Source organism: Segnochrobactrum spirostomi (assembly GCF_009600605.1).
Taxonomy (GTDB): Bacteria; Pseudomonadota; Alphaproteobacteria; order Rhizobiales; family Segnochrobactraceae; genus Segnochrobactrum; species Segnochrobactrum spirostomi.
This window is the reverse complement of record NZ_VWNA01000001.1, coordinates 2,969,649-2,993,679: the sequence shown is the minus strand read 5'-3', so window position 1 is coordinate 2,993,679 and position 24,031 is coordinate 2,969,649. Positions and strand designations below refer to the sequence as shown.

16 protein-coding genes and 1 pseudogene are annotated in these 24,031 nt (G+C 70.7%); 8 read left to right on the top strand and 9 right to left on the bottom strand.

From position 1 onward, the window contains the following. Positions 1-92: 92 nt before the first annotated feature. Positions 93-1,562: an Asp-tRNA(Asn)/Glu-tRNA(Gln) amidotransferase subunit GatB gene (gene gatB, locus F0357_RS13440; protein ID WP_312861585.1), complete on the bottom strand. Its 1,470-nt coding sequence runs from the start codon at positions 1,560-1,562 to the stop codon at positions 93-95. 134 nt (positions 1,563-1,696) lie between these two features. Further along, a complete protein-coding gene (locus F0357_RS13435; RefSeq protein ID WP_153482574.1) occupies positions 1,697-2,947 on the bottom strand; it encodes a lytic murein transglycosylase in 1,251 nt (416 codons plus the stop codon). A 373-nt stretch (positions 2,948-3,320) separates the two neighbouring features. Here F0357_RS13435 and F0357_RS13430 point away from each other — a divergent pair, with 373 nt between their 5' ends. Next, positions 3,321-4,340 carry a KpsF/GutQ family sugar-phosphate isomerase gene (locus F0357_RS13430; protein WP_153486951.1) on the top strand — a complete coding sequence of 340 codons (1,020 nt, stop codon included), beginning with the start codon at positions 3,321-3,323 and terminating at the stop codon, positions 4,338-4,340. A 91-nt stretch (positions 4,341-4,431) separates the two neighbouring features. Continuing rightward, positions 4,432-7,953, top strand: coding sequence for an autotransporter outer membrane beta-barrel domain-containing protein (locus F0357_RS13425; protein WP_153482572.1), 3,522 nt, complete (start codon positions 4,432-4,434; stop codon positions 7,951-7,953). A 19-nt stretch (positions 7,954-7,972) separates the two neighbouring features. On the opposite strand, the gene F0357_RS13420 is transcribed toward F0357_RS13425, so the two are convergent. From F0357_RS13420 to F0357_RS13390, 7 genes and pseudogenes are all read right to left on the bottom strand, one after another. Next, positions 7,973-8,503 carry a hypothetical protein gene (locus F0357_RS13420; protein WP_153482570.1) on the bottom strand — a complete coding sequence of 177 codons (531 nt, stop codon included), beginning with the start codon at positions 8,501-8,503 and terminating at the stop codon, positions 7,973-7,975. Positions 8,504-8,747: 244 nt separating this feature from the next. Then, a complete protein-coding gene (locus F0357_RS13415; protein WP_153486949.1) occupies positions 8,748-9,383 on the bottom strand; it encodes an SGNH/GDSL hydrolase family protein in 636 nt (211 codons plus the stop codon). 41 nt (positions 9,384-9,424) lie between these two features. Continuing rightward, complete coding sequence (locus F0357_RS13410; RefSeq protein WP_153486946.1) at positions 9,425-9,937, bottom strand: NfeD family protein; 513 nt, start codon at positions 9,935-9,937, stop codon at positions 9,425-9,427. A gap of 88 nt (positions 9,938-10,025) precedes the next feature. Continuing rightward, positions 10,026-11,063, bottom strand: a pseudogene (locus tag F0357_RS13405) (SPFH domain-containing protein); the annotation flags it as partial. Positions 11,064-11,151: 88 nt separating this feature from the next. Then, the gene (locus F0357_RS13400; protein WP_153482567.1) at positions 11,152-11,826 is read right to left on the bottom strand and encodes an amino acid ABC transporter permease; all 675 of its coding nucleotides are present in this window, start codon (positions 11,824-11,826) and stop codon (positions 11,152-11,154) included. Positions 11,827-12,291: 465 nt separating this feature from the next. Then, positions 12,292-13,104 carry an ABC transporter substrate-binding protein gene (locus F0357_RS13395; RefSeq protein ID WP_153482566.1) on the bottom strand — a complete coding sequence of 271 codons (813 nt, stop codon included), beginning with the start codon at positions 13,102-13,104 and terminating at the stop codon, positions 12,292-12,294. Positions 13,105-13,170: 66 nt separating this feature from the next. After that, positions 13,171-14,379 carry a pyridoxal phosphate-dependent aminotransferase gene (locus tag F0357_RS13390; RefSeq protein WP_153482562.1) on the bottom strand — a complete coding sequence of 403 codons (1,209 nt, stop codon included), beginning with the start codon at positions 14,377-14,379 and terminating at the stop codon, positions 13,171-13,173. A gap of 267 nt (positions 14,380-14,646) precedes the next feature. On the opposite strand from F0357_RS13390, the gene F0357_RS13385 reads away from it, so the two are divergent. From F0357_RS13385 to F0357_RS13360, 6 genes are all read left to right on the top strand, one after another. After that, the gene (locus F0357_RS13385; protein ID WP_153482559.1) at positions 14,647-15,366 is read left to right on the top strand and encodes a GntR family transcriptional regulator; all 720 of its coding nucleotides are present in this window, start codon (positions 14,647-14,649) and stop codon (positions 15,364-15,366) included. Continuing rightward, complete coding sequence (locus F0357_RS13380) at positions 15,363-16,454, top strand: LLM class flavin-dependent oxidoreductase (RefSeq protein WP_153482556.1); 1,092 nt, start codon at positions 15,363-15,365, stop codon at positions 16,452-16,454. The genes F0357_RS13385 and F0357_RS13380 overlap by 4 nt, the downstream gene beginning before the upstream one ends. Before the next feature lie 75 nt (positions 16,455-16,529). Beyond that, positions 16,530-17,282: an HpcH/HpaI aldolase family protein gene (locus F0357_RS13375; protein ID WP_208948332.1), complete on the top strand. Its 753-nt coding sequence runs from the start codon at positions 16,530-16,532 to the stop codon at positions 17,280-17,282. A 227-nt stretch (positions 17,283-17,509) separates the two neighbouring features. Beyond that, a complete protein-coding gene (locus tag F0357_RS13370; RefSeq protein ID WP_153482550.1) occupies positions 17,510-18,832 on the top strand; it encodes an NHLP bacteriocin system secretion protein in 1,323 nt (440 codons plus the stop codon). Then, positions 18,829-21,000 carry an NHLP family bacteriocin export ABC transporter peptidase/permease/ATPase subunit gene (locus F0357_RS13365; RefSeq protein ID WP_312861584.1) on the top strand — a complete coding sequence of 724 codons (2,172 nt, stop codon included), beginning with the start codon at positions 18,829-18,831 and terminating at the stop codon, positions 20,998-21,000. Before F0357_RS13370 ends, F0357_RS13365 begins: the two co-directional genes overlap by 4 nt. Before the next feature lie 10 nt (positions 21,001-21,010). Further along, positions 21,011-23,965 carry an NHLP bacteriocin export ABC transporter permease/ATPase subunit gene (locus tag F0357_RS13360; RefSeq protein ID WP_153482547.1) on the top strand — a complete coding sequence of 985 codons (2,955 nt, stop codon included), beginning with the start codon at positions 21,011-21,013 and terminating at the stop codon, positions 23,963-23,965. Positions 23,966-24,031: the final 66 nt, after the last annotated feature.

Sequence of the window (24,031 nt, the reverse complement as noted above, 5' to 3'; positions counted from 1 at the left end):
GGGCGCGGGCGTCACGCCAAATGTCACGCCGAGTGCGACGTCACGCCCGATACGACGTGGCGCCAGATACGACGTGGCGCGAAGAGCGGGCGTCACTCGATGCCGAGCTTCGCCTTCACCAACGCGTTGACGCTCTGCGGGTTCGCCTTGCCGCCGGTCGCCTTCATCACCTGCCCCACGAACCAGCCGGCCATGGTGGGCTTCGCCCGCGCCTGCTCGGCCTTGTCGGGGTTCTGGGCGATCACCGCCTCGACCGCCGCCTCGATGGCGCCGGTGTCGGTCACCTGCTTGAGGCCGCGGGCCTCGACGATCTCGCGCGGATCGCCGCCTTCGGACCAGACGATCTCGAACAGGTCCTTGGCGATCTTGCCGGAGATGGTCTCGTCGCCGATCAGTTCGATGATGCCGCCGAGCGCCTCGGCGCTCACCGGGCTGTCGCCGATGCCGAGGCCTTCCTTGTTGAGGCGGCCGAACAATTCGTTGATGACCCAGTTCGCCGCCAGCTTGGCGTCGCGCCCGCGCGCCACCGTCTCGAAATAATCGGCGGAGGCCTGCTCGGCGACGAGCACGCCGGCATCATAGGGCGACAGGCCGAAATCGGCGATGAAGCGGGCGCGCTTGTCGTCCGGCAGCTCCGGCAGGGTCGCGGCGACGTCGGCGACGAAGGCTTCCGAGAGCTCGAGCGGCAACAGGTCCGGATCGGGGAAATAGCGGTAATCGTGCGCCTCTTCCTTGGAGCGCATCGACCGCGTCTCGCCGCTGCGGGCGTCGAACAGCCGGGTCTCCTGGCGGATGGTGCCGCCGTCTTCCAGGATGTCGATCTGGCGGCGCGCCTCGAACTCGATCGCCTGACCGGCGAAGCGGATCGAGTTGACGTTCTTGATCTCGCAGCGCGTGCCGAGCGGGCCGCCGGGGCGGCGCACCGAGACGTTGACGTCGGCGCGCAGGTTGCCCTTCTCCATGTCGGCGTCCGACGTGCCGAGATAGCGCAGGATGGTGCGCAGCTTGGAGAGATAGGCGCGGGCCTCGTCGGCGGAGCGCAGATCGGGCTTGGAGACGATCTCCATCAGCGCCACGCCGGAGCGGTTGAGATCGACGTGGCTCATGCTCGGGTGCTGGTCGTGCAGCGACTTGCCGGCATCCTGCTCGAGATGCACGCGCTCGACGCCGACCGTGACGACCTCGCCGTCCGGCATGTCGAGGATGATCTCGCCCTCGCCGACGATCGGATATTTGTACTGGGAGATCTGATAGCCCTGGGGCAGATCCGGATAGAAATAGTTCTTCCGGTCGAACACCGAGCGGCGGTTGATGGCCGCCTTGAGGCCGAGGCCGGTGCGGACCGCCTGGCGCACGCACACCTCGTTGATGACCGGCAGCATGCCCGGCATCGCCGCGTCGACGAGCGAGACCTGGGAGTTCGGCTCGGCGCCGAACTTGGTGGCGGAGCCGGAGAACAGCTTCGATTCGGACGTCACCTGGGCATGGACCTCCATGCCGATGACGATCTCCCAATCCCCTGTCGCACCCTTGATGAGGCGCTCGGCCTTCGGCTCCCGCACGTCGCAAACTCCGGTTGCCGCCGCCCGCGGTGCGGCCGGCGATCCTGTCCCGCCCCGGATTGACGGAATTTCCGGCCCCCGGTCAAGAGGCGACGGACGCCGACGCGTCCACTGCGGCGTTCCGAAGCCCTTGCTCAGCGCGGCGCGCGCAGGCTCTGCAAGAGCGCGTCGGTCGGGAAGCCGTCAGCCGGCCAGCCGATCGACATCTGATAGGCGCGGACCGCGGCGCGGGTGTCGGGCCCGAGCTTGCCGTCGGTGGTGCCGGTCGGGAAGCCGCGCGCGGTGAGGCGCTCCTGCATCTCCGTCACCTCGGCGGTCGAGAGCGGCCGCAGGTCGGTCGGCCACGGCGTCTGGAACGGCGGCACGCCGACGATGCGGTCGGCGAGGTAGCCGACGGCGAGCGCATAGGAGGTCGAGTTGTTGTAAGCCTTGATGACGTCGAAGTTGCCGAGGATCAGGAAGGCCGGGCCGCGGGCGCCGGTCGGCAGGATCAGCTTCGCCTCGTCGCCGGGCCGCGGGAAGGCCCGCCCGCCGCTGCGGCGGATGCCGAGCTGCGCCCAGGCGCCGACCGGCCGCTTCGTCTTCTCGTCGGCATAGGCATAGTTGAAGCCGCGCGGCAGCACGACCTCGTAGCCCCAGGTCTCGCCGCGCTGCCAGCCGTTCTGGGCGAGCAGGTTCGCGGTGGTGGCGAGCGCATCCGGCACCGAATTCCAGATGTCGCGCTTGCCGTCGCCGTCGAGATCGACCGCATATTTCAGGAAGCTCGTCGGGATGAACTGGGTGTGGCCCATGGCGCCGGCCCACGAGCCGGTGAGGCCGCGCGGCGCCACGTCGTGGTGCTGGAGGATCTTCAGGGCGGCGATGAGTTGGGTGCGGCCATAATCGGCGCGCGGCCCGCCGGCATAAGCGAGGGTCGCGAGCGAGCGCACCACGCTGCGCACGATCTTCGGGTTGTCGAGCACGGCGCCGTAGGAGGTCTCGATGCCCCAGATCGCCACCACGATCTGCGGCTCGACCCCGAACCGGGCATAGATGCGGGCGAGCGCGTTCTTGTACTCGGCCATCATCTTGCGGCCGGTGGCGATGCGCGCGTCGGTCACCGCGCCTTCGATATAATCGCCGACGAGCTTGGTGAATTCCGGCTGCTTGGCGGCGAGGCGCAGCACGTCCGGGTCCGGCGTGTTGATGCCGGCGAAGGCCTGGTTGTAGAGCGTAGCCGGAATGCCGTTCGCCCGCGCGACCGCCGCGAACTGGCGGATCCAGGCGACGAAGGCGGCATCGGCGGCGAACACGGACGGCGCCGCGACGAGCGCGGCGGCACCCGCGAGCCCGGCGATCAGCGCGCGGCGGGTCGGTGCGAAGGGTTCGCCCAGCGTGACCGTCATGTGCGTTTCTCCCGGGGTTCGTGGCGTCTAGGCCGGCATCTCTGCCAGGACCTCGGCCACCTCTTCGGCCGCTCTCGGCCGTGTCTCCGCCGACCTTTTCGGGCACGGCGCGCTCGCGGCGACCTTATGGGCGTATGGTTAACGTAAGGTTGGCTCGCCCCGGTCCTACCCGCCCGCCGCGCGGCATCCTGCCGCGATGCTGCCGTTCGCGTTCGCGCCGTGCTATGAATCACCTTCGTCGGAATCGCGGGCCGCCCGCCGCGAGCCGACGGCGGGACCGGGCCAAGCCCCGGAGGTCCCGCACTTTCGCCGCTTTGCCGGCGCACATCGCGGTTCTGACGCCGCGGTTCGATAGAAGGCGACGACGACGATGATGACGGGATCGGTCCCCGCGCCGGCTGAGAGCCGGACCTCCTCGGACGATGAAGCGATCGGCTGGCTCGCCTCCGGGCGACGGGTCATCGAGACCGAGATCGCGGGCATGAAGGCGCTGCGCGCCGCGCTCGGGCACGATCTCGGCGACGCCTTCGCGGCGACGATCCGGCGGCTGCGCTCCATTCGCGGCCGCGTCGTGGTCACCGGGGTCGGCAAGAGCGGCCACATCGGCGGCAAGATCGCCGCCACCCTCGCCTCGACCGGCACGCCCGCCTTCTTCGTCCACGCCGCCGAAGCGAGCCACGGCGATCTCGGCATGATCACCGAGGAGGACGCGGTGATCGCGCTCTCCTGGTCGGGCGAATCGGCCGAACTCGCCTCGATCATCTCCTATGCGAAGCGCTTCTCGGTGCCGCTGATCGCCTTCACCTCGCGGGCCGACAGCGCGCTCGGGCGGGCGAGCGACATCTCGCTCACGCTGCCGACCGCGGCGGAGGCCTGCCCGCACGGGCTCGCCCCCACCACCTCGACGCTCCTGATGCTGGCGCTCGGCGACGCCCTCGCCATCGCGCTCCTTGAGGCGCGCGGCTTCACGCCGAACGATTTCCGCGTCTTCCACCCCGGCGGCAAGCTCGGGGCGAGCCTTCAGCTCGCGCGCGACATCATGCACACCGGCGACCGCCTGCCGCTCGCCCCCCTCGGGGCGCGCATGAGCGAGGCGATCCTCATCATGACGCAGAAGGGCTTCGGTTGCCTCGGCGTCGTGGACGGGACCGGCCGGCTCGCGGGGATCGTCACCGACGGCGACCTGCGCCGCCACCTGAGCGACAACCTGCTCGCCCGCAGCGTCGACGAGGTGATGAGCCGCCGCCCGCGCGCCATCGCGCCTGAAACGCTCGCGGCGTCGGCGCTCGAAATGTTGAACGCCTCGTCGATCACGGCGCTGTTCGTGGTGGAAGGCGAGCGGCCGGTGGGCATTCTCCACCTGCACGATCTCCTGCGTCGCGGCGCCGCCTGAGCGCTTAACGCCGCCTTAACCAGTTTACCCGCTCTTAACCATGATTGTGGCCGCGCCGTCGCGCGGAACGTCGGAGTGCGGGCAGGCGGCTGTGGCGAAGGCGGGACAGCAGGCACGGCGAACGGAGCGCGCGCGCCGCGCGCTCGTGCTCGTGCTCGGCACCCTGCCGCTCGGGCCCGTGTCGGTCCTCCCCGCCGCGGCCCAACAAGTCGATGCCGGCAACGGAGAGACCAAGACGGTGAGCGGCACGGCCTCGACCAGCGCCGCCGCCACGCCCGCCCTGTTCGCCCATGAGGGCGGCACGATCGAAGGCAGCGGCGCGACGGTCTCGACCTCCGGCGACGGCGCCGCGGGCGGCCTCGCCGAGACACTCGGCACCATTTCCCTGCGCGGCGGCACCGTCACGACCTCGGGCGCCGGCGCCAGCGGCTTGCGCACCCGCTCCGGCGGCACCGCGAGCCTCGACGGCACGACGGTGACGACGACGGGGGCGGGCTCCGTCGGGCTCGACGCGCTCGGCACCGGCAGCGACATCACCGCTTCGGGCGGTACCACGATCTCCACCTCCGGCGCGGGCGCGACGGGCGCCGCGGCCCAGGCCGGCGCCGCGATCGGCTTCGACGGCGCCACCGTCACGACGAGCGGCACCGGCGCCAATGCGCTGTCCGCCGACGGCGACGGCAGCGAGATCCGCGGCACGGTCCAGGCGACGACGAGCGGAGACAATGCGATCGGCGCCAACGCCTCGGGCGGGGCCGCCATCACGCTCGACGGTGGCTCGATTTCGACGAGCGGAGCCGGCTCCCACGGTGTGCGCGCGGCCGGGACGGGCACAACCCTGTCGACCGCCGGCAGCGTGTCGACCACCGGCAGCGCCGCCTACGGTGCGTTCGCCGAGGACGGCGGCACCATCACCCTCGATCCCGGCGCGAGCGTCTCGACCCGCGGCGACGGCGCGATCGGCGCGCTCGCCAAGAACAGCGGCAGCGCGATCACGTCCTCCGCCGACATCGTCACCGAAGGTGGCGGTGCCCACGGCGCGATGGCCGACAGCGGGGGATCGGTGTCGCTCGCGAGCGGCAGCGTGCTGACCAAAGGCGACGGCAGCCACGCCCTCTATGTCGCCGGCCTCGGCTCGCGGGGGACGAGCGCGGCCAATCTCTCGACCGAGGGCAACGGTGCGGACGGCGCGCTCGCGACTGGCGGGGCGATCATCGATCTCTCGACCGGCAAGGTCTACACGCTCGGCGACGGCTCCCACGCCCTCGCGTCGAGCGGCGACGGCAGCTTCATCCTGAGCGGCGCGGACCTCGAGACCCAGGGCACCGGCTCTTACGGCGCGGACGCAGGGTCGGGCGGCGCGATCCGGCTCACCGCCGGGGCGGTCACGACCTCCGGCGACTATGCCGACGGCCTCCACGCCAACGGCAACGGCAGCAGCCTCGAAGCCTCGGCCGCCGTGTCGACCTCGGGCTACCAAGCGCACGGCGCGAATGCGACGGCGGGCGGCGCGATCACACTCACCGGCGCCGCCATCGCGACGACCGGCACGGATGCGGCCGGCGTGCGCGCCGCCGGCACCGGCAGCCGCCTCTCCGGCTCTGCCGCGGTGACGACGAGCGGCACGGACTCCTACGGCGCGGCCGCCGTGCTCGGCGGCACCATCGCCCTCGACGACGCCTCCATCACGACCTCGGGCACGAACGCCGACGGCCTTCATGCCGACGGCTACGGCAGCGCGATCTCCGGCAGCGCCAATGTCACGACGACGGGGAGCGGCGCCTACGCGATCTCCGTGACCGGCGGCGCCAACGTGGCGCTGACGGGCGGCTCGATCCAAGCCGGCGGCGCTTCGGTGGCGGCCCTCGGCATCGACGGCATCAGCACCTTCTCCGGCGACGGCCTCGCGATCACGACGACCAGCGGCCCGGCGCTCGCCATCACCGACGGCGCCCAGGTCTCGCTCGCGAACGGCACCGTGGCGGCGAGCGGGCCGGTTGCCGACGTCACCTTCTCGCAGGCCGGCCAGACGGCGACGCTCGCCCTCTCGGGCGTCACGGCGTCGAGCGCATCCGGCACCTTCGTCGCCGTCACCCGGCTCAGCGACGGCCTCGACGGCACCCTCGCGCTTTCGCTCACCGACGGCAGCAATGTCACCGGCGCCCTCTCCGACACCAACCCGCAGGCGACCGGCGGCACCGACGTGACGCTGGCGAGCTCCACCTGGACCGGCACCGCGAGCGGCGCGCGCTCCGTCTCTCTCGATGCGGCGAGCACGTGGACCGTGCCGGGTGCCTCGACCATCGGGAGCCTCGCCAATGCCGGGCGCGTCGCCCTTTCGGGCGGCCCCGGTACCGTGCTCACGGTCGGCACCTATGCGGGCAACGGCGGCACGCTCGCGATCGAGACGGTGCTCGGCGGATCGGGCTCGGCGACGGACAGGCTGGTCGTCACCGGGACCGCGAGCGGCAGCACCACGCTCGCGGTCACCAATGTCGGCGGCACCGGCGCGCTGACGACTGGCAACGGCATCCTGGTCGTCGAAGCCTCCCAAGGCGCCGACACCGCCGGAGCGGCGTTCACGCTTGCGGACAGGCTGCGCGTGGGCCTCTTCCAATATCAGCTCGCGACCGTTTCCACGGGCAGCGCGCAGAGCTGGTACCTACAATCCTCCTACCGGCCCGAGATCGCGACCTACGCCGCCCTGCCCCAAGTCGCCGCGGCCTACGGCCTTGCGGCGATCGGCACCTATCTCGATCGCGGCGGCCCGCCGGCGCTCGCGGATGCCGGCTGGCAGAAGCCGGCGGCCTGGGGCCGCGTGTTCGGTCAGACGACACGGACGCGGTCCGGCGATGCCATCGACAGCGGCGCCAATGCCACCCTGTGGGGCTTCGAGAGCGGCATCGATCTCCTCCGCTCGGTCTGGGGCGAGGGCCAGCAGGACATCGTCGGCCTCTCGGCCGGCTATGGGCGGGCGACCGCGGATGCCTCGTCGAAGCTCGGCTCCGCCGGCACCCTCTCCTTCGACGCGCCGTTCGTCGGGGCGTCCATCACCCATGTCGGGCCGGGCGGCTGGTATCTCGACGGGCGGCTGCAATATGCCTGGCTCGACGATGCGAGCGCCTCGACGAACGCCGATGCCGGCCTCTCGACCTCGGGCCACACCTTGACCGCCTCGCTCGAAGCCGCGGCACCGTTCGACATGGCCGGCACCACGATCGCGCCGCAGGCCCAGATCATCCATCAGACTGTCGCGCTGTCGGCGGCGAACGACGGCGTCGCCTCGATTTCGTTCCCGGATTTCAGCACTTGGACGGCGCGCTTCGGCGTGCTCGCCGAACGCACCACCACCCTGTCGGAGACCGCGCTCCTCAAGCCCTGGATCCGCGCCAATCTCTGGCACGGCTTCGGCGGCGACAGCGCCGTCTCCTCGGGCGGGGAAAGCCTCGAGACGTCGTCCAACGGCACCTGGGCCGAGGTCCAGGGCGGCGTCACGCTGGCGTCCGCCGCCGACGTCTGGCGCCTCTACGGCAGCGGCGGCTACCAGTTCGGGCTCGGCTCGACCACCCTAAACGGCTGGTCCGGCAATCTGGGGCTCACCTATCGCTGGTGATCCGCCGTCCGGGGAAGGCTCAGCCGAAGCGGCCGCCGCGGCGATACCAGATGTAGCTGCCGCCGGCGGCGATGAGGGCGAGCGCGATCACGGTGATCATCACCGTCGCCTGATCGAGCCAGGCGATCGCCGGCACGGAGAGCCCGAGCAGCACGCCGACCACCGCGATCGGCCACGAGGCGAGATGAATGCCGTCGAGCAGGGTCCCGAGCGCGAGGAGCCCCAGAACGGCAAGCCCGATCGAATCGCTGTTCAGCATCTGAGCGACATGGGGCAGAAACAGCACCCGCATCGCGAGGAAGATCGCGCCCCAGTGCAGCACCTGCACGAGGACGAGGCGCCACCATCGGCTGTCGGTCTCGAGCCGCGGCCATTCGCTGGCGATCGCGATGGCGGCGAACGCCACCGTGATGAGCTGCCAATAGCCGGCGGTCCAGCCCGGAACGAGGCTCGTGATCGCAATCCCGACGAGCACGAGGATCAGCATCACGATGTAAGGGAGCTCCGAGAGCCAGAAGCTTCCCATCCGGCCGTGCAGATTCTCGCTCATGTCGCCCTCGTCCTCTCGTTCCGGCACGGCGCCGCGCGGCACCCACCCCACCCTGACCGGCTTCGCCGGTCTGTCCCTCCCCCGGCAGGGGCGGGACTTCTACGGCTTCGGTCCGCAGCACCGATCAAACGCCAACATATCGGAAAATCACACCCTTTACCTCTCCCCTGCCAGGGGGAGGGATGGCGCGCAGCGCCGGGGTGGGGTCGGCAGCGAACGAGACGCGCCGAACGTTCAGCCCCCCTCACGCCATCGTCGCGACGATGTCCGCGATCGCACCGCCGAGCACCGCGTGGGCGTCCGGATCGAGGTGAAGGCCGTCGACGTCGCTCGAACGGATGATCGTCCCGGCATCGAGGAAGCGGGCCCCGACGCGCTCGGCGACTTCCGCATAGAAGCGCGGCATCTCGATCGACTTGGCGTGGCCGCCCGCGAACATCGCCGCGTAGCGTCCGTCCATGCCGGTGAGGGGCGGCGGGCAGACGATCAGGATCGCCGGTGTCGCGCCGCCGGGTCCCGCGAGGGCACGGGGAATATCGGCGATCAGGGTCGCCACGGATTCGGCGATGTCGAAGGCGGAGAGGCCGAAGCGCGCCTTGAGATTGTTGGAGCCGAGCATGATCACCATGGCGTCGATCGGCCGGTGGCTGCGCAGGCAGGCGTGGAGATAACGCTGGCCGTTCATGTGCGCGCCCTCGATCGGGTCGTCGCAAACGGTCGTGCGGCCGGGCAGCCCCTCCTCCACGATCGTCCAATCCGGCGCGAGCCGCGCGCGGACGATCCCCGGCCAGCGCTCGTGCGGCGCGTAGCGGCCGTCCGGCCGCGGCTCCGTGGCGTGGCCCCAGGTGTTGGAATCGCCGAAGCAGAGCAGGGTCTTCATCCTCTGGACCTCTTGTTGGGACGGGACAGGCGCCGCGCGGGTCACGGCGCGGAGGGCGGGGAAACCGGATGGACCTCGAGCCGGGTGCCGTGCGCGGCGACGATGCGCACACGGGCGCCGGCCGGGAGATCCGGCCCGCCGACCCGCCACACGCTGTCGTCGATGCGGGCGCGGCCCTCGCCGCCCGACAGCGGCTCGACGAGCACCGCCTCGCGGCCGACGAGGCTCTCGGCGCGTCTGTTGAGCCGCGGATCGGCCTCCGCCCGCCGCCGGCCGGGGCCGCCCATGACGCGGCGGCCGATCGCGACCGCGATCACGGCGAGAACGAGGAAGACGACGAGCTCGCCCTGCCAGGAGATCACGGGAGCGAAGAGAGCCGGCGCGAGCCATCCGGCCGCGACCGCGAGGAGCCCTGTCAGGATCGCGGCGATGCCGAACCAGAGCAGAAAGGCGCCGGGCGCCAGCAACTCGGCGACGAGCAGCACGAGCCCCGCGACGACCCAGGTCCAGGCGCCGAGCGCCTCGCCGATCGTCAGGATGAAGCCGCCCGTCATGACCCGCTCGCCTTGTCCCGCGCCGCTCAGTGCTCGTCCGAGCCGGCGCTCGCGGCGCCGGACGACCAGACACCCGAAGCACCCGCCCCGAAGACCCCGCATCCGATGCCCCGACCGTCGGCACCGAGGACGAGGCCGCCGTGCGCACCCCGGCCGACGGCACGGAACTCGGACGCCCCGGCGGGCGGGGCCGCGACGCGTCGCCGCCGAACGCCTCGCGGGCGATCTCGGCGATGCCGGACAGCGAGCCGAGTACCGAGGTCGCCTCGAGCGGCAGGATCAGCGTCTTCTGGTTGGGCGCCGTGGCGATGCGCCCCAGCATGTCCACATAGCGGGTCGCGACGAAATAATTGATGGCCTGGAGATCGCCTGCGGCGATCGCGACGCTCACCATCTCGGTCGCCTTCGCCTCGGCCTCGGCCGAGCGCTCGCGCGCCTCGGCGTCGCGGTAGGCGGCCTCGCGGCGGCCCTCGGCCTCCAGGATCTGGGATTGCTTGAGGCCTTCCGCCTTGAGCACCTGGGCCTGCCGGGCGCCCTCGGCTTCGAGCACGATCGCCCGCTTCTCCCGCTCGGCCTTCATCTGGCGCGCCATCGCGTCGACCAGATTGCGCGGCGGGTTGATGTTCTTGATCTCGATGCGGGTGATCTTGACGCCCCACGGGCCGCTCGCGGCATCGACGACGTGCAGGAGCTTCGTGTTGATCTCGTCGCGGTTCGAGAGGAGCTGATCGAGGTCCATCGAGCCCATGACGGTGCGGATGTTGGTCATGGTGAGGTTGAGGAGCGCGCCTTCGAGGTTTGAGACCTCGTAGGCCGCCTGCGCGGCGTCGACGATCTGATAGAAGGTGATGCCGTCGACCGTCACCATCGCGTTGTCGCGGGTGATGACCTCCTGCTCCGGCACGTCGAGAAAGCGCTCGCGCATGTTGATGCGCGCGCCGATGCGGTCGACGAAGGGAATGATGAGGTTGAGCCCCGGCGACAGGGTGCGCAGATAGCGCCCGAACCGCTCGATGGTGAAGTTCATGCCCTGGGGCACGGTCTTCACGCCGGCGAAGACGACCCCGACGACGAGGATCAGGAGAACGATCAGGGCGACGTCGAAACTCGATAGGGTGATCGGCATGGCGCTCCCTCCCGTCCGGGCCCCGCGCCCTGAGAGCTAAGGCCGCCGGCGCGGAGAGGCAAGGGCCGCCACCGCCGCAGCCCCCGCCTCAGCGCTCGTAGCCGGCGCGGCTGCGGCGTTCGAGGGCGGCGACGAGGCGGACGAGGGGCCACAGGAAGGCGAGGTAGAGCAACGCCGCGCCGATCAGGGGCGTCGGGTTCGCCATCATCGCCTGGGCGTCGGTCGCCTGCTTGAGGAGGTCGGGCATCGCCACCACCGAGGCGAGCGAGGTGTCCTTGAACACCGAGACGCAGTTCGAGGTCTGCGGCGGGATCACGATGCGCAGCGCCTGGGGCAGGATCACCTTGCGCAGCGTCACGAGGAAGGGAATGCCGAGCGCGGCGGCGGCCTCGAATTGGCCCTTGCCGATGCTTTCGAGCCCGGCGCGCAGCACCTCCGCCGTGTAGGCGGCAAGCACGATCGCCATCGCCAGGGCGGCCGAGACGAACGAGGAGAGGCGGATGCCGACGAAGGGCAGCGCATAATAGATCAGGATCAGCACGACGAGCATCGGCACCGCGCGCAGGATGTCGATGTAGCCGATGGCGAGGCGGCGCAGCGGCTTCGGGCCGTAGACCCGCACGAGGCACACCCCAACGCCGGCGGCCGTGCCGAACACGATGGCGCACACCCCGAGCAGCAGCGTGTTGACGAGGCCGCGCAAGAGGAGCGGCAGCGCCTGAAGGAAGACGTCGAGATTGAAGAAGGTGTCGATCAGCGACATCGGCGTCGGGCCTTCATAGCGCGCATGGCCGCCGCCGCGGCGGCGGGCCGTGCCCGGCAAACATCACGAGGGGGCAGCCGCGGACCCCGCAGCCACGATCTCAGTCTCCGCCGCGCACGGCGGTGGGGCAAACACCGTAGACCCCGGAGAGGCGCACACCGACGCCCTGAAAAGGCTTAGACCGGCGGGGACGACAGGCTGGGGCACCAGGTCTATTCATCCGCCCGTCTCCTTCGCCCAGTTTGGCCAGGGATCGGCCTCACGGGCCTTCCCTTCTCCCCGTTCGGGGAGAAGGTGCCCCGAAGGGGCGGATGAGGGGAAGCTCATCTGTCCCAACGGGTTATGGGGGGATGGCGGCGCCGAAGAGCCCCTCATCCGGCCCTACCGGGCCACCTTCTCCCCGCAAGCGGGGCGAAGGAAGAGGGGGGACACACAGAGCCGAGAGAATACGCCTCGGCCCCGCCTTCACTGTGCCTGCGGGATCGGCAGGACGGTGTTGACGGCGGAGGTCGGGGCGGCGGGGGCGCCGAGCCACTTCTCGTGCAGCTTCTCGAGCGTGCCGTCCTTCTTCATCGCGCTGATGGCGTCGTTGACCTTCTCGAGCAGCGGCGAGCCCTTGCGCAGCATGATGCCGAACTTGTCGCCGGTCGGGATGACGTCGACCACCTTCATGCCCTTCATCTTGGTGAAGGCGAACTGAAAGCCCGCGATGTCGCCGACCGCGCCGTCGACGCGGCCCGACTGGGTGTCGAGCAGGAGGTTCTGCTGGGTGTCGTAGGACTTGTATTCGGCGATGCCGTATTTGTCGGTGTTGGTCTTGATCCAGGCCTCGCCGACGGAGGTCGCGATCGCGCCGAGCGTCTTGCCCTTCACGTCGGCGAGCGACTTCATCGACGTGTCGCCGTTGGCGACGAGCGCCATGTCGCTGTCGTAATAGCCCTGGGTGAAGGCCTGGTTCTTGAGGCGGTCGTTGGTGATCGAAATCGACGAGATCGCCATGTCGATGCGGCCCGACGAGACCGCGGCGAACAAGGCCTGGAAGCCGAGATCCTGGAACTCGATCTTCATGCCGAGCCGTTCGGCGATGCCCTTGGCGAGATCGACTTCGAACCCTTCGAAGCCGCCGTCGGGCGTCTTGTTCTCCCAGGGCGGGTTCGCCGGATAGGCGCCGACGACCAGGGTTTCCTCGGCGTGCGCCGGCAGGGCCGGGGCCGCGAGCGCGGCGAGGCCGAGCGCGGCGGCCGCGGCCACGAGAAGGCGGCGGGTCGGATTGATCATGTCTGAAATCCCCTCTGTCTGTTGCTGTCGCCCCGCCCGGTCTTCGTGCCGGATCGGAACCTTGCCTCAACCCATCGCCGCGACCATGCGGTCGAGCGCCGTTTCGAGCTCGCCGAGATCGCGGAACACGCACATCCGCACGAACGACCGTGCACTCGTGCCGAACAGGTAGCCGGGCGCGAGGCCGACCCGCGCGGTCTCCAGGATCGACCGGCACAAAGCCTTGGAATCGGGCTCGCCCTCGCGGCGGAAGAAGGCGTACATGCCGCCCCGCGGCTTCTCCGGCAGCACGATCCCGGGAATGCGGCCGAGCTTGTCGTAGGCGAGATCGAGGCCCGCCTTCACCCGTCCGCGGATCTCGGCGATCAGGCCGTCGCCTTGCGTGATCGCCGCCGCCGCGCCGGCCTGCACGAAGCCGGCGGTGCCGCTGTTGATATATTGCGTCATCGCCGCGAGCTCGGCCGCGACGCCGGTCGGGTGCGACAGCCAGCCGACCCGCCAGCCGGTCATCGCCCACGCCTTCGAGAAGGAATTGACCGACATGACGCGGTCGCCGTCCTCGGCGAGCTGGAGCACGGACGGGGCGACGTCGCCTTCGAAGGAGAGCCGACCGTAAACCTCGTCCGAGATGATCCAGATGCCGGTGCGGCGGCTGAAATCGATCAGCGCCTGCAATTCGTCACGGGTCGCGGTCCAGCCGGTCGGGTTCGAGGGCGTCGACAGGAAGATCGCTCGGGTGCGGGCGTCGCAGGCGGCGAACAGACGGTCGAGATCGAGCCGCCAGTCGGTGTCGAAGCCGAGCGGCACCGGCCGCGGCTCGCCGCCCACAAGGTGGATGGCGTTGTGGATGTTCGGCCATTGTGGCTCGACATAGACGACGTTGGTGCCGAGATCGACGGTGAGCTCCAGCGCGAGCAGCAAGGCCTGCATGCCGCCGGGCGCCACCGTCGAGCGCTCGATTGCGATCGGCCGGCCGTGGACGCGGCTCTGATAGGCCGCGAGCGCCTCGTTGAGCGCCCCCATGCCGCGCATGTTCGGGATGTAGAAGGTGTTGCCCTCATCGAGCGCCGCCTTGGCCGCGTCGCGGATGAAGGCCGGCGTGACCATGTCGCCTTCGCCGTACCAGAGCGGAATGACGCCGCCGAGCGAGCGCGCCCGCACCGCGAGTTCGGCGATGTTCTCGGTGCGCAGATCCTGGATCTGCGGCCGGATGCCGGCGCGGGGGCCGGTGGCGGGCTCGTTCGGCAGGAAAGCGGCGGGGGGCACGGCGGACATCGGACGTTCAGGCCTCGGTTCGGCGCCGCCGGGCCTGGGGCCGCCCGGCAGGTCGATCGCGATGCTCCGTCAGAACTGTATCCATTTCAAGCTTAAAATTTCTGTCCCGCCAGCTTGAAAGCCGGCGACGAATGCGCGTTAAATCGCACCGAAAGTGCCAGATGCCGGCCGAAATCCCGATCGGCGTCCGCAGACCGCCGCCGAGGGGCGCCCGTGTCTCGGCCCGATACGGCGGCAGAACAATATATTGTTTGGAGCGAAGCCCGCATGAGCGAACCGCGTTCGGTCCCGCGCGTCGGCCGGCCCGACAGCCTCCGGGCGAAGGTCCATCAGGCCCTGCGCGACCGCATCCACGCGGGCGCCGTCGGCCTCGACGAGCGCCTCGTCGACGTCGACATCGCCGTCGCGCTCGGCGTGTCGCGGATGCCGGTGCGCGAGGCGCTGCTCCAGCTCGCCCACGAGGGCTATCTCGTCGCCACCACCCGCGGCTTCATGCTGCCGCGGCTGACACGGGCCGACATGGCCGACATCTTCGAGGTGCGTCGCCTGTTGGAGCCGCGCGCCGCCGCCCACGCCGCCCGCGATCTGACCGCCGAGGGGCTCGAGGGCCTGGCGGTCGCGGCCGCCCTCGCCGCCGAGGCCGCGGGCGCCGGCGATGCGGAAGCGCTCCACCGGGCGAACGTCGCCTTCCGCGCCGGCTGGCTCGGCGCGATCGCCAACCAGCGGCTCGCCGCGGCGATCGCCCGGTTCTCCGATCAGGTCCAGGCCGTGCGCCTCGCCACCCTGCGCGATCCCGAGACCCAGCCGATCGTGGTCGAGGGCCTGCAAGGCTTGCTCGATGCGTTCCGCAAGCGCGATTCCGTGCTCGCCGCGGACCGCATGGCGCGCTTCATCGACGCCGCCGAGCTGAGCTTCACGGCCCTCTCGGGCGATGAAGCCGGCACGACCGTCCCCGGTCCGGCCGCAGCTGCGGGAGGGGCGCGATGAGACCCCATCCCCTCGCCGGTCCGAACCGCTTCAAGCTCGGCGTCTTCTCGCTCAATGCCGACGGCGGCCTCGCCATGACCACGGTGCCGGAGCGTTGGCGCGCCTCGTGGGAGGACAATCTCGCCGCGGCGCGCATCGCCGACGACGCAGGCCTCGATTTCGTGCTGCCGATCGCGCGCTGGCGCGGCTTCGGCGGCAAGACGCGGGTTCGGGAATGGTCGTTCGAGACCTTCACCTGGGCCGCCGCCCTCGCCCAGGCGACCCGCGACGTCGCCCTGTTCATGACGGTCCACGTGCCCCTGGTGCACCCGGTCTTCGCCGCCAAGGCGCTCGCGACCGTCGATCACATCTCCGGCGGGCGGGCCGGCCTCAACATCGTCTGCGGCTGGAACCCGGACGAGTTCGCGATGTTCGGCGAGACGCCGGTCGCGCGCGGCTACGATCAAGCCGCCGAATGGCTGACCATCATCGAACGCGCCTATGCGTCCGACGCGCCGTTCGATTTCGCCGGGGATTATTACGACCTCAAGGGCGTCGTCTCCCGCCCGGCGAGCCTGCAGACGCCGCGCCCGGTGACGATGAACGCGGCCTTCGGCCCGCCCGGGCGCGATTTCGCCGCCCGCCATTGCGATTTTCTGTTCACGACCTTCTCGGACATCGCCGACGGCAGGGGCCACATTGAGGACATCACGCGCCGCGCCGACGCCGCCGGCCGCACGGTCGGGGTCTATACGGTCTGCCACGTCGTCTGCCGCGAGGGCGATGCCGAGGCGCAGGATTATTACCGCCGCTATGCCGTCGACGAGGCCGATCACGACGCGGTCGACGCCCACATGGCGAAGAAGCAGGCGTTCGCCCAATCCCACGATTCCGAGGCGTTCCGGCTCTATCGCCAGCGCTTCGCCGGCGGCGCGGGCACCTTTCCCCTCGTCGGCTCGCCGGAGCGCATCGCCGCCGATCTCGTGCGCATCGCCCAAGAGGGCTATGCCGGCGCGGCGCTCTCCTTCGTCAATTATCGCGACGAACTGCCCTTCTTCTGCGAACGCGTGCTGCCGCTCCTGCGCGATGCCGGCCTGCGTGCGCCGTGACGGGCGTTCACCGATCCCTCCCATTTCCGCCGCCGGCCCGCGCGCCGGCGCGTCCCGACCACCAGGATGATCCCCATGCTCCCCACCGACCGCGCTTTGCGTGACCGCCTCGCCGGCGGCGAGCCGTTCGGCCTCGTCTGGCTCGCGATCGGCTCGGCCGCGATCGCCGAGATCGCCGGCGGAACGGGCGCGCAGGCGATCGTCATCGACCTCCAGCACGGCCTTTGGGACCGGCTCGGCCTCGAGGCGGCGGTCGGGCTCACCCGTGCGCCGACGCTGATCCGGGTCGAGGAGAACACCCCGCTCGCGATCGGCCGCGCGCTCGACAGCGGCGCGGACGGCGTGCTTGTGCCCCTCGTCGAGACGGCAGAAGAGGCGGCGGCGGCCGTCGCGTCGTCCCGCTTCCCGCCCCAGGGGCGGCGCTCCGGCGGCGGCGTGCGTCCGCTCGGCGGCGGGTTCGGAACCTATCTCGCAGCGGCGCACGGCATCGCGGTCGGCGTGATGATCGAAACGGCGCGCGGGGTCGAGAACGCGACGGCGATCGCAGCGGTGCCGGGCCTCGATTTCATCCTGATCGGCACCGGCGATCTCGGCCTCTCCTATGCCGGGACGGACGATCCCGAGGCGCGGCGGGAGGCCGGCTGCGCCGCGGTGCTCGCGGCCTGCCGGGCGGCCAACCTGCCGTGCGGGATCTTCACCCTCACCGCAGCCGCCGCCCGCGCCCGCCGGACCGAGGGCTATGCCCTGACCGTCGTCGCCAACGACATCGACGTGATCCGCACGGGTTTCGCGGCGGCGATCGACGCCTTCGCCGCCGACGCACGCTGAGCACAAACCCCGCGCCCGCGAGCCTTGACGGTGCGCTGCGGAAAAACCCGATTGCGGGCCGACGGGCGAACGCGTTAGATCGCCGGGATTATCCGTTCCGTCGATCGTCCGGCTGGCTTTGGGGGCATATCCGTGGCGTCTTTTCCAGCGACGCGGTGTTGCGTCGTCGTCCCGCTGTCGGTCGCCGATCCGCGTGGCTGTGCCGTGCCGACCCCGGCGAGGTCGGCATGAGCGACGTTCCGGCGGCGAACGCGCCGACGCCGGCCGCTCCGAGCGGCGGCACGGCACACGCGAGCGAGATCGCCTATCGCCAGCAGGCCCTCGACAAGCTGCGCACCCCCGAGCAGGTCGACCGGCTGATGCACGTCGTCGGCCCGGCCGGGTGGATCCTCCTCCTCTCGATCATCGTGGTGCTCGGCTTCGCCCTCTATTGGAGCCTCGCGGGGCGCATCGCGACCTCGGTCGAGGCGCAGGGCATTCTCGACCCCGCTTTCGGCGAGCAGCACGATATTGTCGCCCCCGCTGCCGGCATTCTGCGCGCGGTCCTGGTGCGGCCGGGCGACAGCGTCAAGAAGGGCGAACTCCTCGCCAAGGTGGAGATCCTGAGCGACGTCGAGATGCGCGACAACGCCCAGCGCACCCTGCAATCCCTGCAGCAGGAGCGCACCAACCAAAGCGCCTTCTGGGACAATTTCATCGCCGCGCAGAACCAGGATTTCGCCGCGCAGCGGGCGACGCTGCAGGATCAGATCAAGTGGGCCGGCGAGCAGATCACCGCCCGCCAGCAGATTCTCACCTCGCTGATGGCGCTCGAAGCCAAGGGGCTCGCCACCTCCGTCCAGGTCGAGAGCGCCCGCGACGACCTCATCAGCGCGTCGTCGTCCCAGGACAGTGCGCGCAACCAGTTGCAGCAGCTTCAGGCGCGCTCCCTCGACATCCAGAACCAGCGCCAGACCGCCCTCTCGAACCTCGACGACCGCATCCTCCAGGCCCAGGAGCAGCTCGCCAACGCCCAGTCGCAGTTGCACCAGGAAGGCCGCATCGTCGCCGACATGGACGGCGTCGTGGTCGAGCGCGAGGGCGAGATCGACACCGCGGTGCAACCCGGTTCGCCAATCGTCGCGATCCAGAAGGCGCAGCCGATCCTGCGTGGCGTGTTCTTCGCCGAACCCCGCCTCGGCAAGGACGTCCGGGTCGGCATGAGCGTCAACGTGGCGCCCTCGACCGCCTCGCCGTCGCGCTACGGCACCATCCGCGGCAAGATCGTCTGGGTCAGCCCGGCGCCGCTCAGCATGCAGGCGGTCACCCAGCAGCTCGGCAACGCCACGCTTGCTCAAACCCTCGCCGGCAACGCCCCGCCGATCGCCTTCGGCGTCGCCCTCGAACGGGACCCGTCGACGCCGTCCGGCTTCGCCTGGACCTCCGGCCGCGGCCCGGATCAGGCGATCGAGACGGGCACGCTCGCGAGCGCCAAGGTGTCGATCCGCGAGGACGCTCCGGCGGTGCTCATCGTGCCGGCGATCCGCCGTCTCTTGGGAATCGAGCCGTGACGGCCACCCGGCGCGCGGCACGCGCGCGGACGCCGACGATCCTGCAGATGGAGGCGGTCGAGTGCGGCGCCGCCTGCCTCGCCATGGTGCTCGCGCACTTCGGCCGCTGGATCCCGCTCGAAGAACTGCGCATCGCCTGCGGCGTCTCCCGCGACGGCTCGAACGCCCTCAACGTCGTCAAGGCGGCGCGCGGCTACGGCCTCGAGGCGCAAGGCCTGAAGGTCGACATCGACGGCCTCGCCGGGCTGTCGATGCCGCTGGTGCTCTACTGGGAATTCAACCACTTCGTGGTGCTCGAAGGGATCGGCAAGGATATCGCCTACCTCAACGATCCGGCGCTCGGGCGACGCACCGTGACGCTCGCCGAACTCTCCGACAGCTTCACCGGCGTCGCGCTCAGCTTCGCGCCGGGCCCGAATTTCGCGAAGGGCGGGCGGCGGCCGTCGCTGGTGGCGGGCCTGCGCCGCCGGCTGCAAGGCTCGCGCGCAGCCTTCGCCTTCATCACGCTCGCGACTCTGCTGCTCGTCCTGCCCGGCATCGTCATCCCCGCGATCAGCAAGATCTACATCGACAAGTTCCTGGTCGACGGACAGGACGGGTGGGTGCGGCCCCTCGTCGTCAGCTTCGTCGCCGCCGGGGCGATGAGCCTCGTTCTGACCTGGCTGCAACAGCATTTCCTGATGCGCCTGCAGATCAAGCTCGCGGTCGTCATGACCGGGCGCATGCTGTGGCACCTGTTGTCGCTGCCGGTCGAATATTTCACGCAGCGCTTCGCCGGCGACCTCGCGAGCCGGCTCCAATCGAACGCGCGGCTCGCCCGCACGTTGTCCTCCGATCTCGCCATCAACCTCGTCGGCATCGTCACGCTGGTGCTCTACGGCGCGATCATGATCGCCTACAGCGCCCCCCTCGCCGGCCTCGCGATCGGCTTTGCCGTCGTCAACTTGAGCCTGATGCGGTTCGTCTGGCTGCGCCTCGACAACGCGACCCAGCTCCTCGCCCAGAGCTCCGCCCGGCAGAGCTCCGTCGCCATGAGCGGCCTCGCCGCCATCGAAACCATCAAGGCCGAGGGCGCCGAAGGCGATCTCTTCAGCCGCTGGGCCGGCTACCAGAGCCGCTTCGTGTCGCTGTCTCAGGAAATCGGGCGCGACACCCGGCTGCTCGGGGTCATGCCGGGCTTCCTCACCTCGATCGGCAACCTCGCGGTGCTCGGCTATGGCGCGACCCAGGTGATGGAGGGGCGGCTGTCGATCGGCGATCTCGTCGCCTTCCAGGCACTCGCCGCAAGCTTCAACGGTCCGATCGCCCGCCTCGTCGGCCTCGGCGCCGTGCTCCAGACCGCCCGCGCCGACTTGCAGCGCATCGAGGACGTCATGAGCTACCGGTCGCCGGATGCGGAGTCGGCGCCGCGGCCCGTGCGCCCCGCGACGGCGCCGGCGGAAGCGCGGCTCTCGGGCCACCTCGAACTGCGCGACATCACTTTCGGCTACAGCCGCCTCGCCGCCCCGCTCATCGAGGGGCTCTCGCTCACGGTGCCGCCCGGCGCGCGCGTCGCCGTCGTCGGGGCGAGCGGGTCGGGCAAATCGACCCTCGTCAAGCTCGCCGCCGGGCTCTACCGGCCGTGGCAGGGGGAGATCCTGCTCGACGGCCGTCCGCTCGATGCGATCGATCGCGCCGTGCTGACGAACTCGGTCGCCGCCGTCGATCAGGACATCACCCTGTTCGCGGACTCGATCCGCAACAACATGACCCTGTGGGACCCGACCATCGAGGACATGGCGGTCGAGGCGGCGCTCGAAGACGCCTGCCTGCGCGAGCTCGTCCGCCAACGCGAGGCCGGGATCGGCTCGATGGTGGCGGAGGCCGGTCGCAATCTCTCGGGCGGCGAGCGCCAGCGCCTCGAAATCGCGCGCGCCCTGGTCCGCTCGCCGAGCCTCCTCCTCCTCGACGAGGCGACCTCGGCGCTCGATCCCGTGACCGAGCTCGCCATCGATTCCAACATCCGCCGGCGCGGCTGCGCCTGCCTCATCGTCGCGCACCGCCTCTCCACCATCCGCGATTGCGACGAAATCATCGTCCTGGAGCGGGGGCGCATCGTTCAGCGCGGAACCCACGACAGCCTGCGTCATGCGGACGGAGCCTATGCCAGACTCATCGCCACCGAATGAGCCGACGGCGGTGAACGGGCTCGCCCAGAACGCCGCCGCCCCGCCGCTCCCGACCCTTCCGCCGAGCCTCGAGACCGCGCCGCGGCTGCCGAGCGTTCACCGGGCGATCCGTCTCGGCGCCGCCGCCGGCTTTTGGCGGATCGCGGCAGGCGCGGTCGATCTGTTCGCCGTCCGCTTCGCGCCGTCCGCCGCGGGCGAGGCCCCCATCACCAAGGGGCCGTGGCACCCGCTCGGCCGAATCGAGGCCGGCGAGGCCTTCGGCGATCTCCGGGGTGGCGATCGAGCCGCCGGGCACGACGCGAACGCCCCGCTCGCCGCCTTCGAGATCGTCGCGGTGCCGCTACCGGGCGCGCGGATCGACGACGCGGGCCTCGACGAGGGCGCCACGCCGTTCGCGCTCTATGACGGCTGGGTCTCGCGCCTCCTGGAGGCGGCCGAAGGTCCGCTGCGCCCGCGCGATCTCACCGCCCTCGACCGCCGCTCCGGCTCTGGCGTGCTGCCCGCGGGCGCTGCCGTGTGCGCCGACCGCGGGCTCCTCTGGCTCGTCTCGACCGAGAGCCTGCGTCTCTACGACCGGGACGTCGTGCCGCCGAAGACGCCGATCGGCCTGACCGCCGCGGTCTGGGTGCGCGCCCCCGGCGCGAGCCCGATCGAGATCGTGACCTCGTCCGATCTCGCCGCCCGCGGACGGCTGTCGACCGCCGCCGCGACCCTCCTCTCGTCGGCCGTCGAACGCCTCGCACGGCAACGCGACGCGGACACGGACGGTGACCGCCGCTCGATCGAGGTTCGCGAGGTCGCGGCGCGACGGCGGGTCGAGGCGGCGGCGATCAATCTCGCGACGACCCTGCACCCGACCCTCGACCGGCCCGATCCGGCGGCGGTCGAGGACGCGCTCGCCCAGGCGTGCCTGCGGGTGATGGCCCACGAGGGCTTCGCGCGGGATGCGGCGGAGCTGCGCAACATCGTCCGCGACCGCCGAGGCCGCAGCACCGGCGAGCCCGCCTCCGCGGCCGCGCGGATCGAGCGGATCGCCCGCGGCGCGCGGGTCCGCACCCGGCGGTCCCGGCTCTATCCGGGCTGGTGGCGCGGCGATTTCGGCTCGTTCGTCGCCATCCGCGCCGGCGAACCCGTGGCCGTTCTGCGCCGCGGCCGCGCCTACCGGCTGGTCGACGGCAAAGGCGCGGTCGAGCGGGTCGATGCGGCGGTCGCCGACACCCTCGAGCCGGATGTCCACCTGTTCTACCGCCCGTTCCCGGACGGCCCGCTCAACGGCTGGTCGCTGCTCCGCTTCGCGGTCAGTTCCGACGTCGGCTCGATCGCGACCATCCTGCTCGCCGCCGCCGCCGCCGCCGTGCTCGCGCTGCTGACCCCGGCGGTGTCGGCCGCGATCTTCGACGTCATCGTGCCGAACGGCGATTATCGCGGCCTCGAAACGGTGACGATCGTGCTCGCCGGCGCCGCGATCGGCAATCTCGGCTTCTCGGTGACCCAGGCGCTGTCGCAGCTCCGCCTCCAGGGACGGGTCGACGCCGTCGTCCAGGCCGCCGTCTGGGACCGCCTTCTCAATCTCCCGGCGTCGTTCTTCCGCGGCTACGAGGTGGGCGACCTCGCAAGCCGCGCCGCCGGCATCAACACCCTGAGTTCGCAGATCACGGGCGCCACCATGAGCTCCCTGTTCGGCGGGGTGTTCGCCGTCGCGAGCTTCGCGATGATGGTCTATTACCAGTGGCAACTCGCCCTGGTCGGCCTCGGGTTCGTCCTCGTCACCCTCGGCGGCAGCGTGACCTTCGCCCTGGTCCAGCGCCGCTACCAGCGCGAACAGCTCGCGCTGCGCGGCCAGCTCGCCGCCCGCATCTTCCAATATATCGCGGGCATCGCGAAGCTGCGGACGGCGGGCGCCGAGCGCTTCGCCTTCTGGGACTGGTCCGGACGCTTCTCCCGCGATGTGGCGATCCAGCGCCGCAGCGGCATCATCGTCTATTCGCAGAGCCTCTTCAGCAGCGGCTTGATGCTCGGCTTCCAGGCCGTCGCCTTCATCCTGTTCGCGTTCTATCTCTCCAAGATCAGCATCGGCGGCTTCATCGCCTTCAACGCCGCGTTCGGGCAATTCTTCTCCGGCCTGTCGAGCTTCGCCGGCGCCCTCGTCACGATCTACGGCCTCGCGCCGCTCTACGAGCGCACCCGGCCGATCCTCGACGCCACGGCGGAGGTCGACAACGGCAAAGCCGATCCGGGAGAGCTCAGCGGCCGGATCGCGCTCGACAACGTCTCGTTCTTCTATCCGCAAGCAAACCGGCCGGTGCTCGACGGCATCAACCTGACCCTCGAGGCGGGCGAGTTCGTCGCCATCGTCGGCCCGTCCGGCGCCGGCAAATCGACCCTGCTGCGCCTCCTGCTCGGCTTCGAGCAGCCGACCCGGGGCACGGTCTCCTACGACGGGCGCGACCTCGCCACCCTCGATCCCGGTGCGGTCCGCCGGCAGCTCGGTGTCGTGCTTCAGAACGGCCAGATCCTGCCGGGCTCGATCTTCGACAACATCGTCGCGAACGGCCCCCACAATCTCGACGACGCCTGGCGCGCGGCGGCGATGGCCCGCCTCGCCGACGACATCCAGGCGATGCCGATGGGCATGCAGACGATGATCAGCGAAGGGGCCGCCACCTTCTCCGGCGGTCAGAAGCAGCGCCTCCTCATCGCCCGCGCCTTGATCCGCCGGCCGCGCATCCTGTTCCTCGACGAGGCGACGAGCGCGCTCGACAACGTGACCCAATCGCAGATCACGGACGCCCTGAAGCGGCTCAGGACGACGCGCCTCGTCATCGCGCACCGACTCTCGACGATCGCCGGGGCCGACCGGATCGTCGTGCTCGACGGCGGCCGCATCGTGCAGCAGGGCTCATACGAGGCGCTGATGGCGGTTCCCGGCCCCTTCGCGACGCTCGCCCGCCGGCAGATGGCGTGAACCTGAACGCCGGCTCTCCACGGGATTAAACTTGCGACATGTTCGCATCTCGGCGCCCTGCGCCGC

What these genes read in the sequence shown, in the direction of transcription:
- F0357_RS13430 (WP_153486951.1), top strand. Translation starts at nt 3,321, where the DNA reads ATGACGGGATCGGTCCCCGCGCCGGCTGAGAGCCGGACCTCCTCGGAC.
- F0357_RS13370 (WP_153482550.1), top strand. Translation starts at nt 17,510, where the DNA reads ATGAGCGACGTTCCGGCGGCGAACGCGCCGACGCCGGCCGCTCCGAGC.
- F0357_RS13420 (WP_153482570.1), bottom strand. Translation starts at nt 8,503, where the DNA reads ATGAGCGAGAATCTGCACGGCCGGATGGGAAGCTTCTGGCTCTCGGAG.
- F0357_RS13390 (WP_153482562.1), bottom strand. Translation starts at nt 14,379, where the DNA reads ATGTCCGCCGTGCCCCCCGCCGCTTTCCTGCCGAACGAGCCCGCCACC.
- F0357_RS13410 (WP_153486946.1), bottom strand. Translation starts at nt 9,937, where the DNA reads ATGACGGGCGGCTTCATCCTGACGATCGGCGAGGCGCTCGGCGCCTGG.
- F0357_RS13380 (WP_153482556.1), top strand. Translation starts at nt 15,363, where the DNA reads ATGAGACCCCATCCCCTCGCCGGTCCGAACCGCTTCAAGCTCGGCGTC.
- F0357_RS13400 (WP_153482567.1), bottom strand. Translation starts at nt 11,826, where the DNA reads ATGTCGCTGATCGACACCTTCTTCAATCTCGACGTCTTCCTTCAGGCG.
- F0357_RS13435 (WP_153482574.1), bottom strand. Translation starts at nt 2,947, where the DNA reads ATGACGGTCACGCTGGGCGAACCCTTCGCACCGACCCGCCGCGCGCTG.
- F0357_RS13385 (WP_153482559.1), top strand. Translation starts at nt 14,647, where the DNA reads ATGAGCGAACCGCGTTCGGTCCCGCGCGTCGGCCGGCCCGACAGCCTC.
- F0357_RS13375 (WP_208948332.1), top strand. Translation starts at nt 16,530, where the DNA reads ATGCTCCCCACCGACCGCGCTTTGCGTGACCGCCTCGCCGGCGGCGAG.
- F0357_RS13395 (WP_153482566.1), bottom strand. Translation starts at nt 13,104, where the DNA reads ATGATCAATCCGACCCGCCGCCTTCTCGTGGCCGCGGCCGCCGCGCTC.
- F0357_RS13415 (WP_153486949.1), bottom strand. Translation starts at nt 9,383, where the DNA reads ATGAAGACCCTGCTCTGCTTCGGCGATTCCAACACCTGGGGCCACGCC.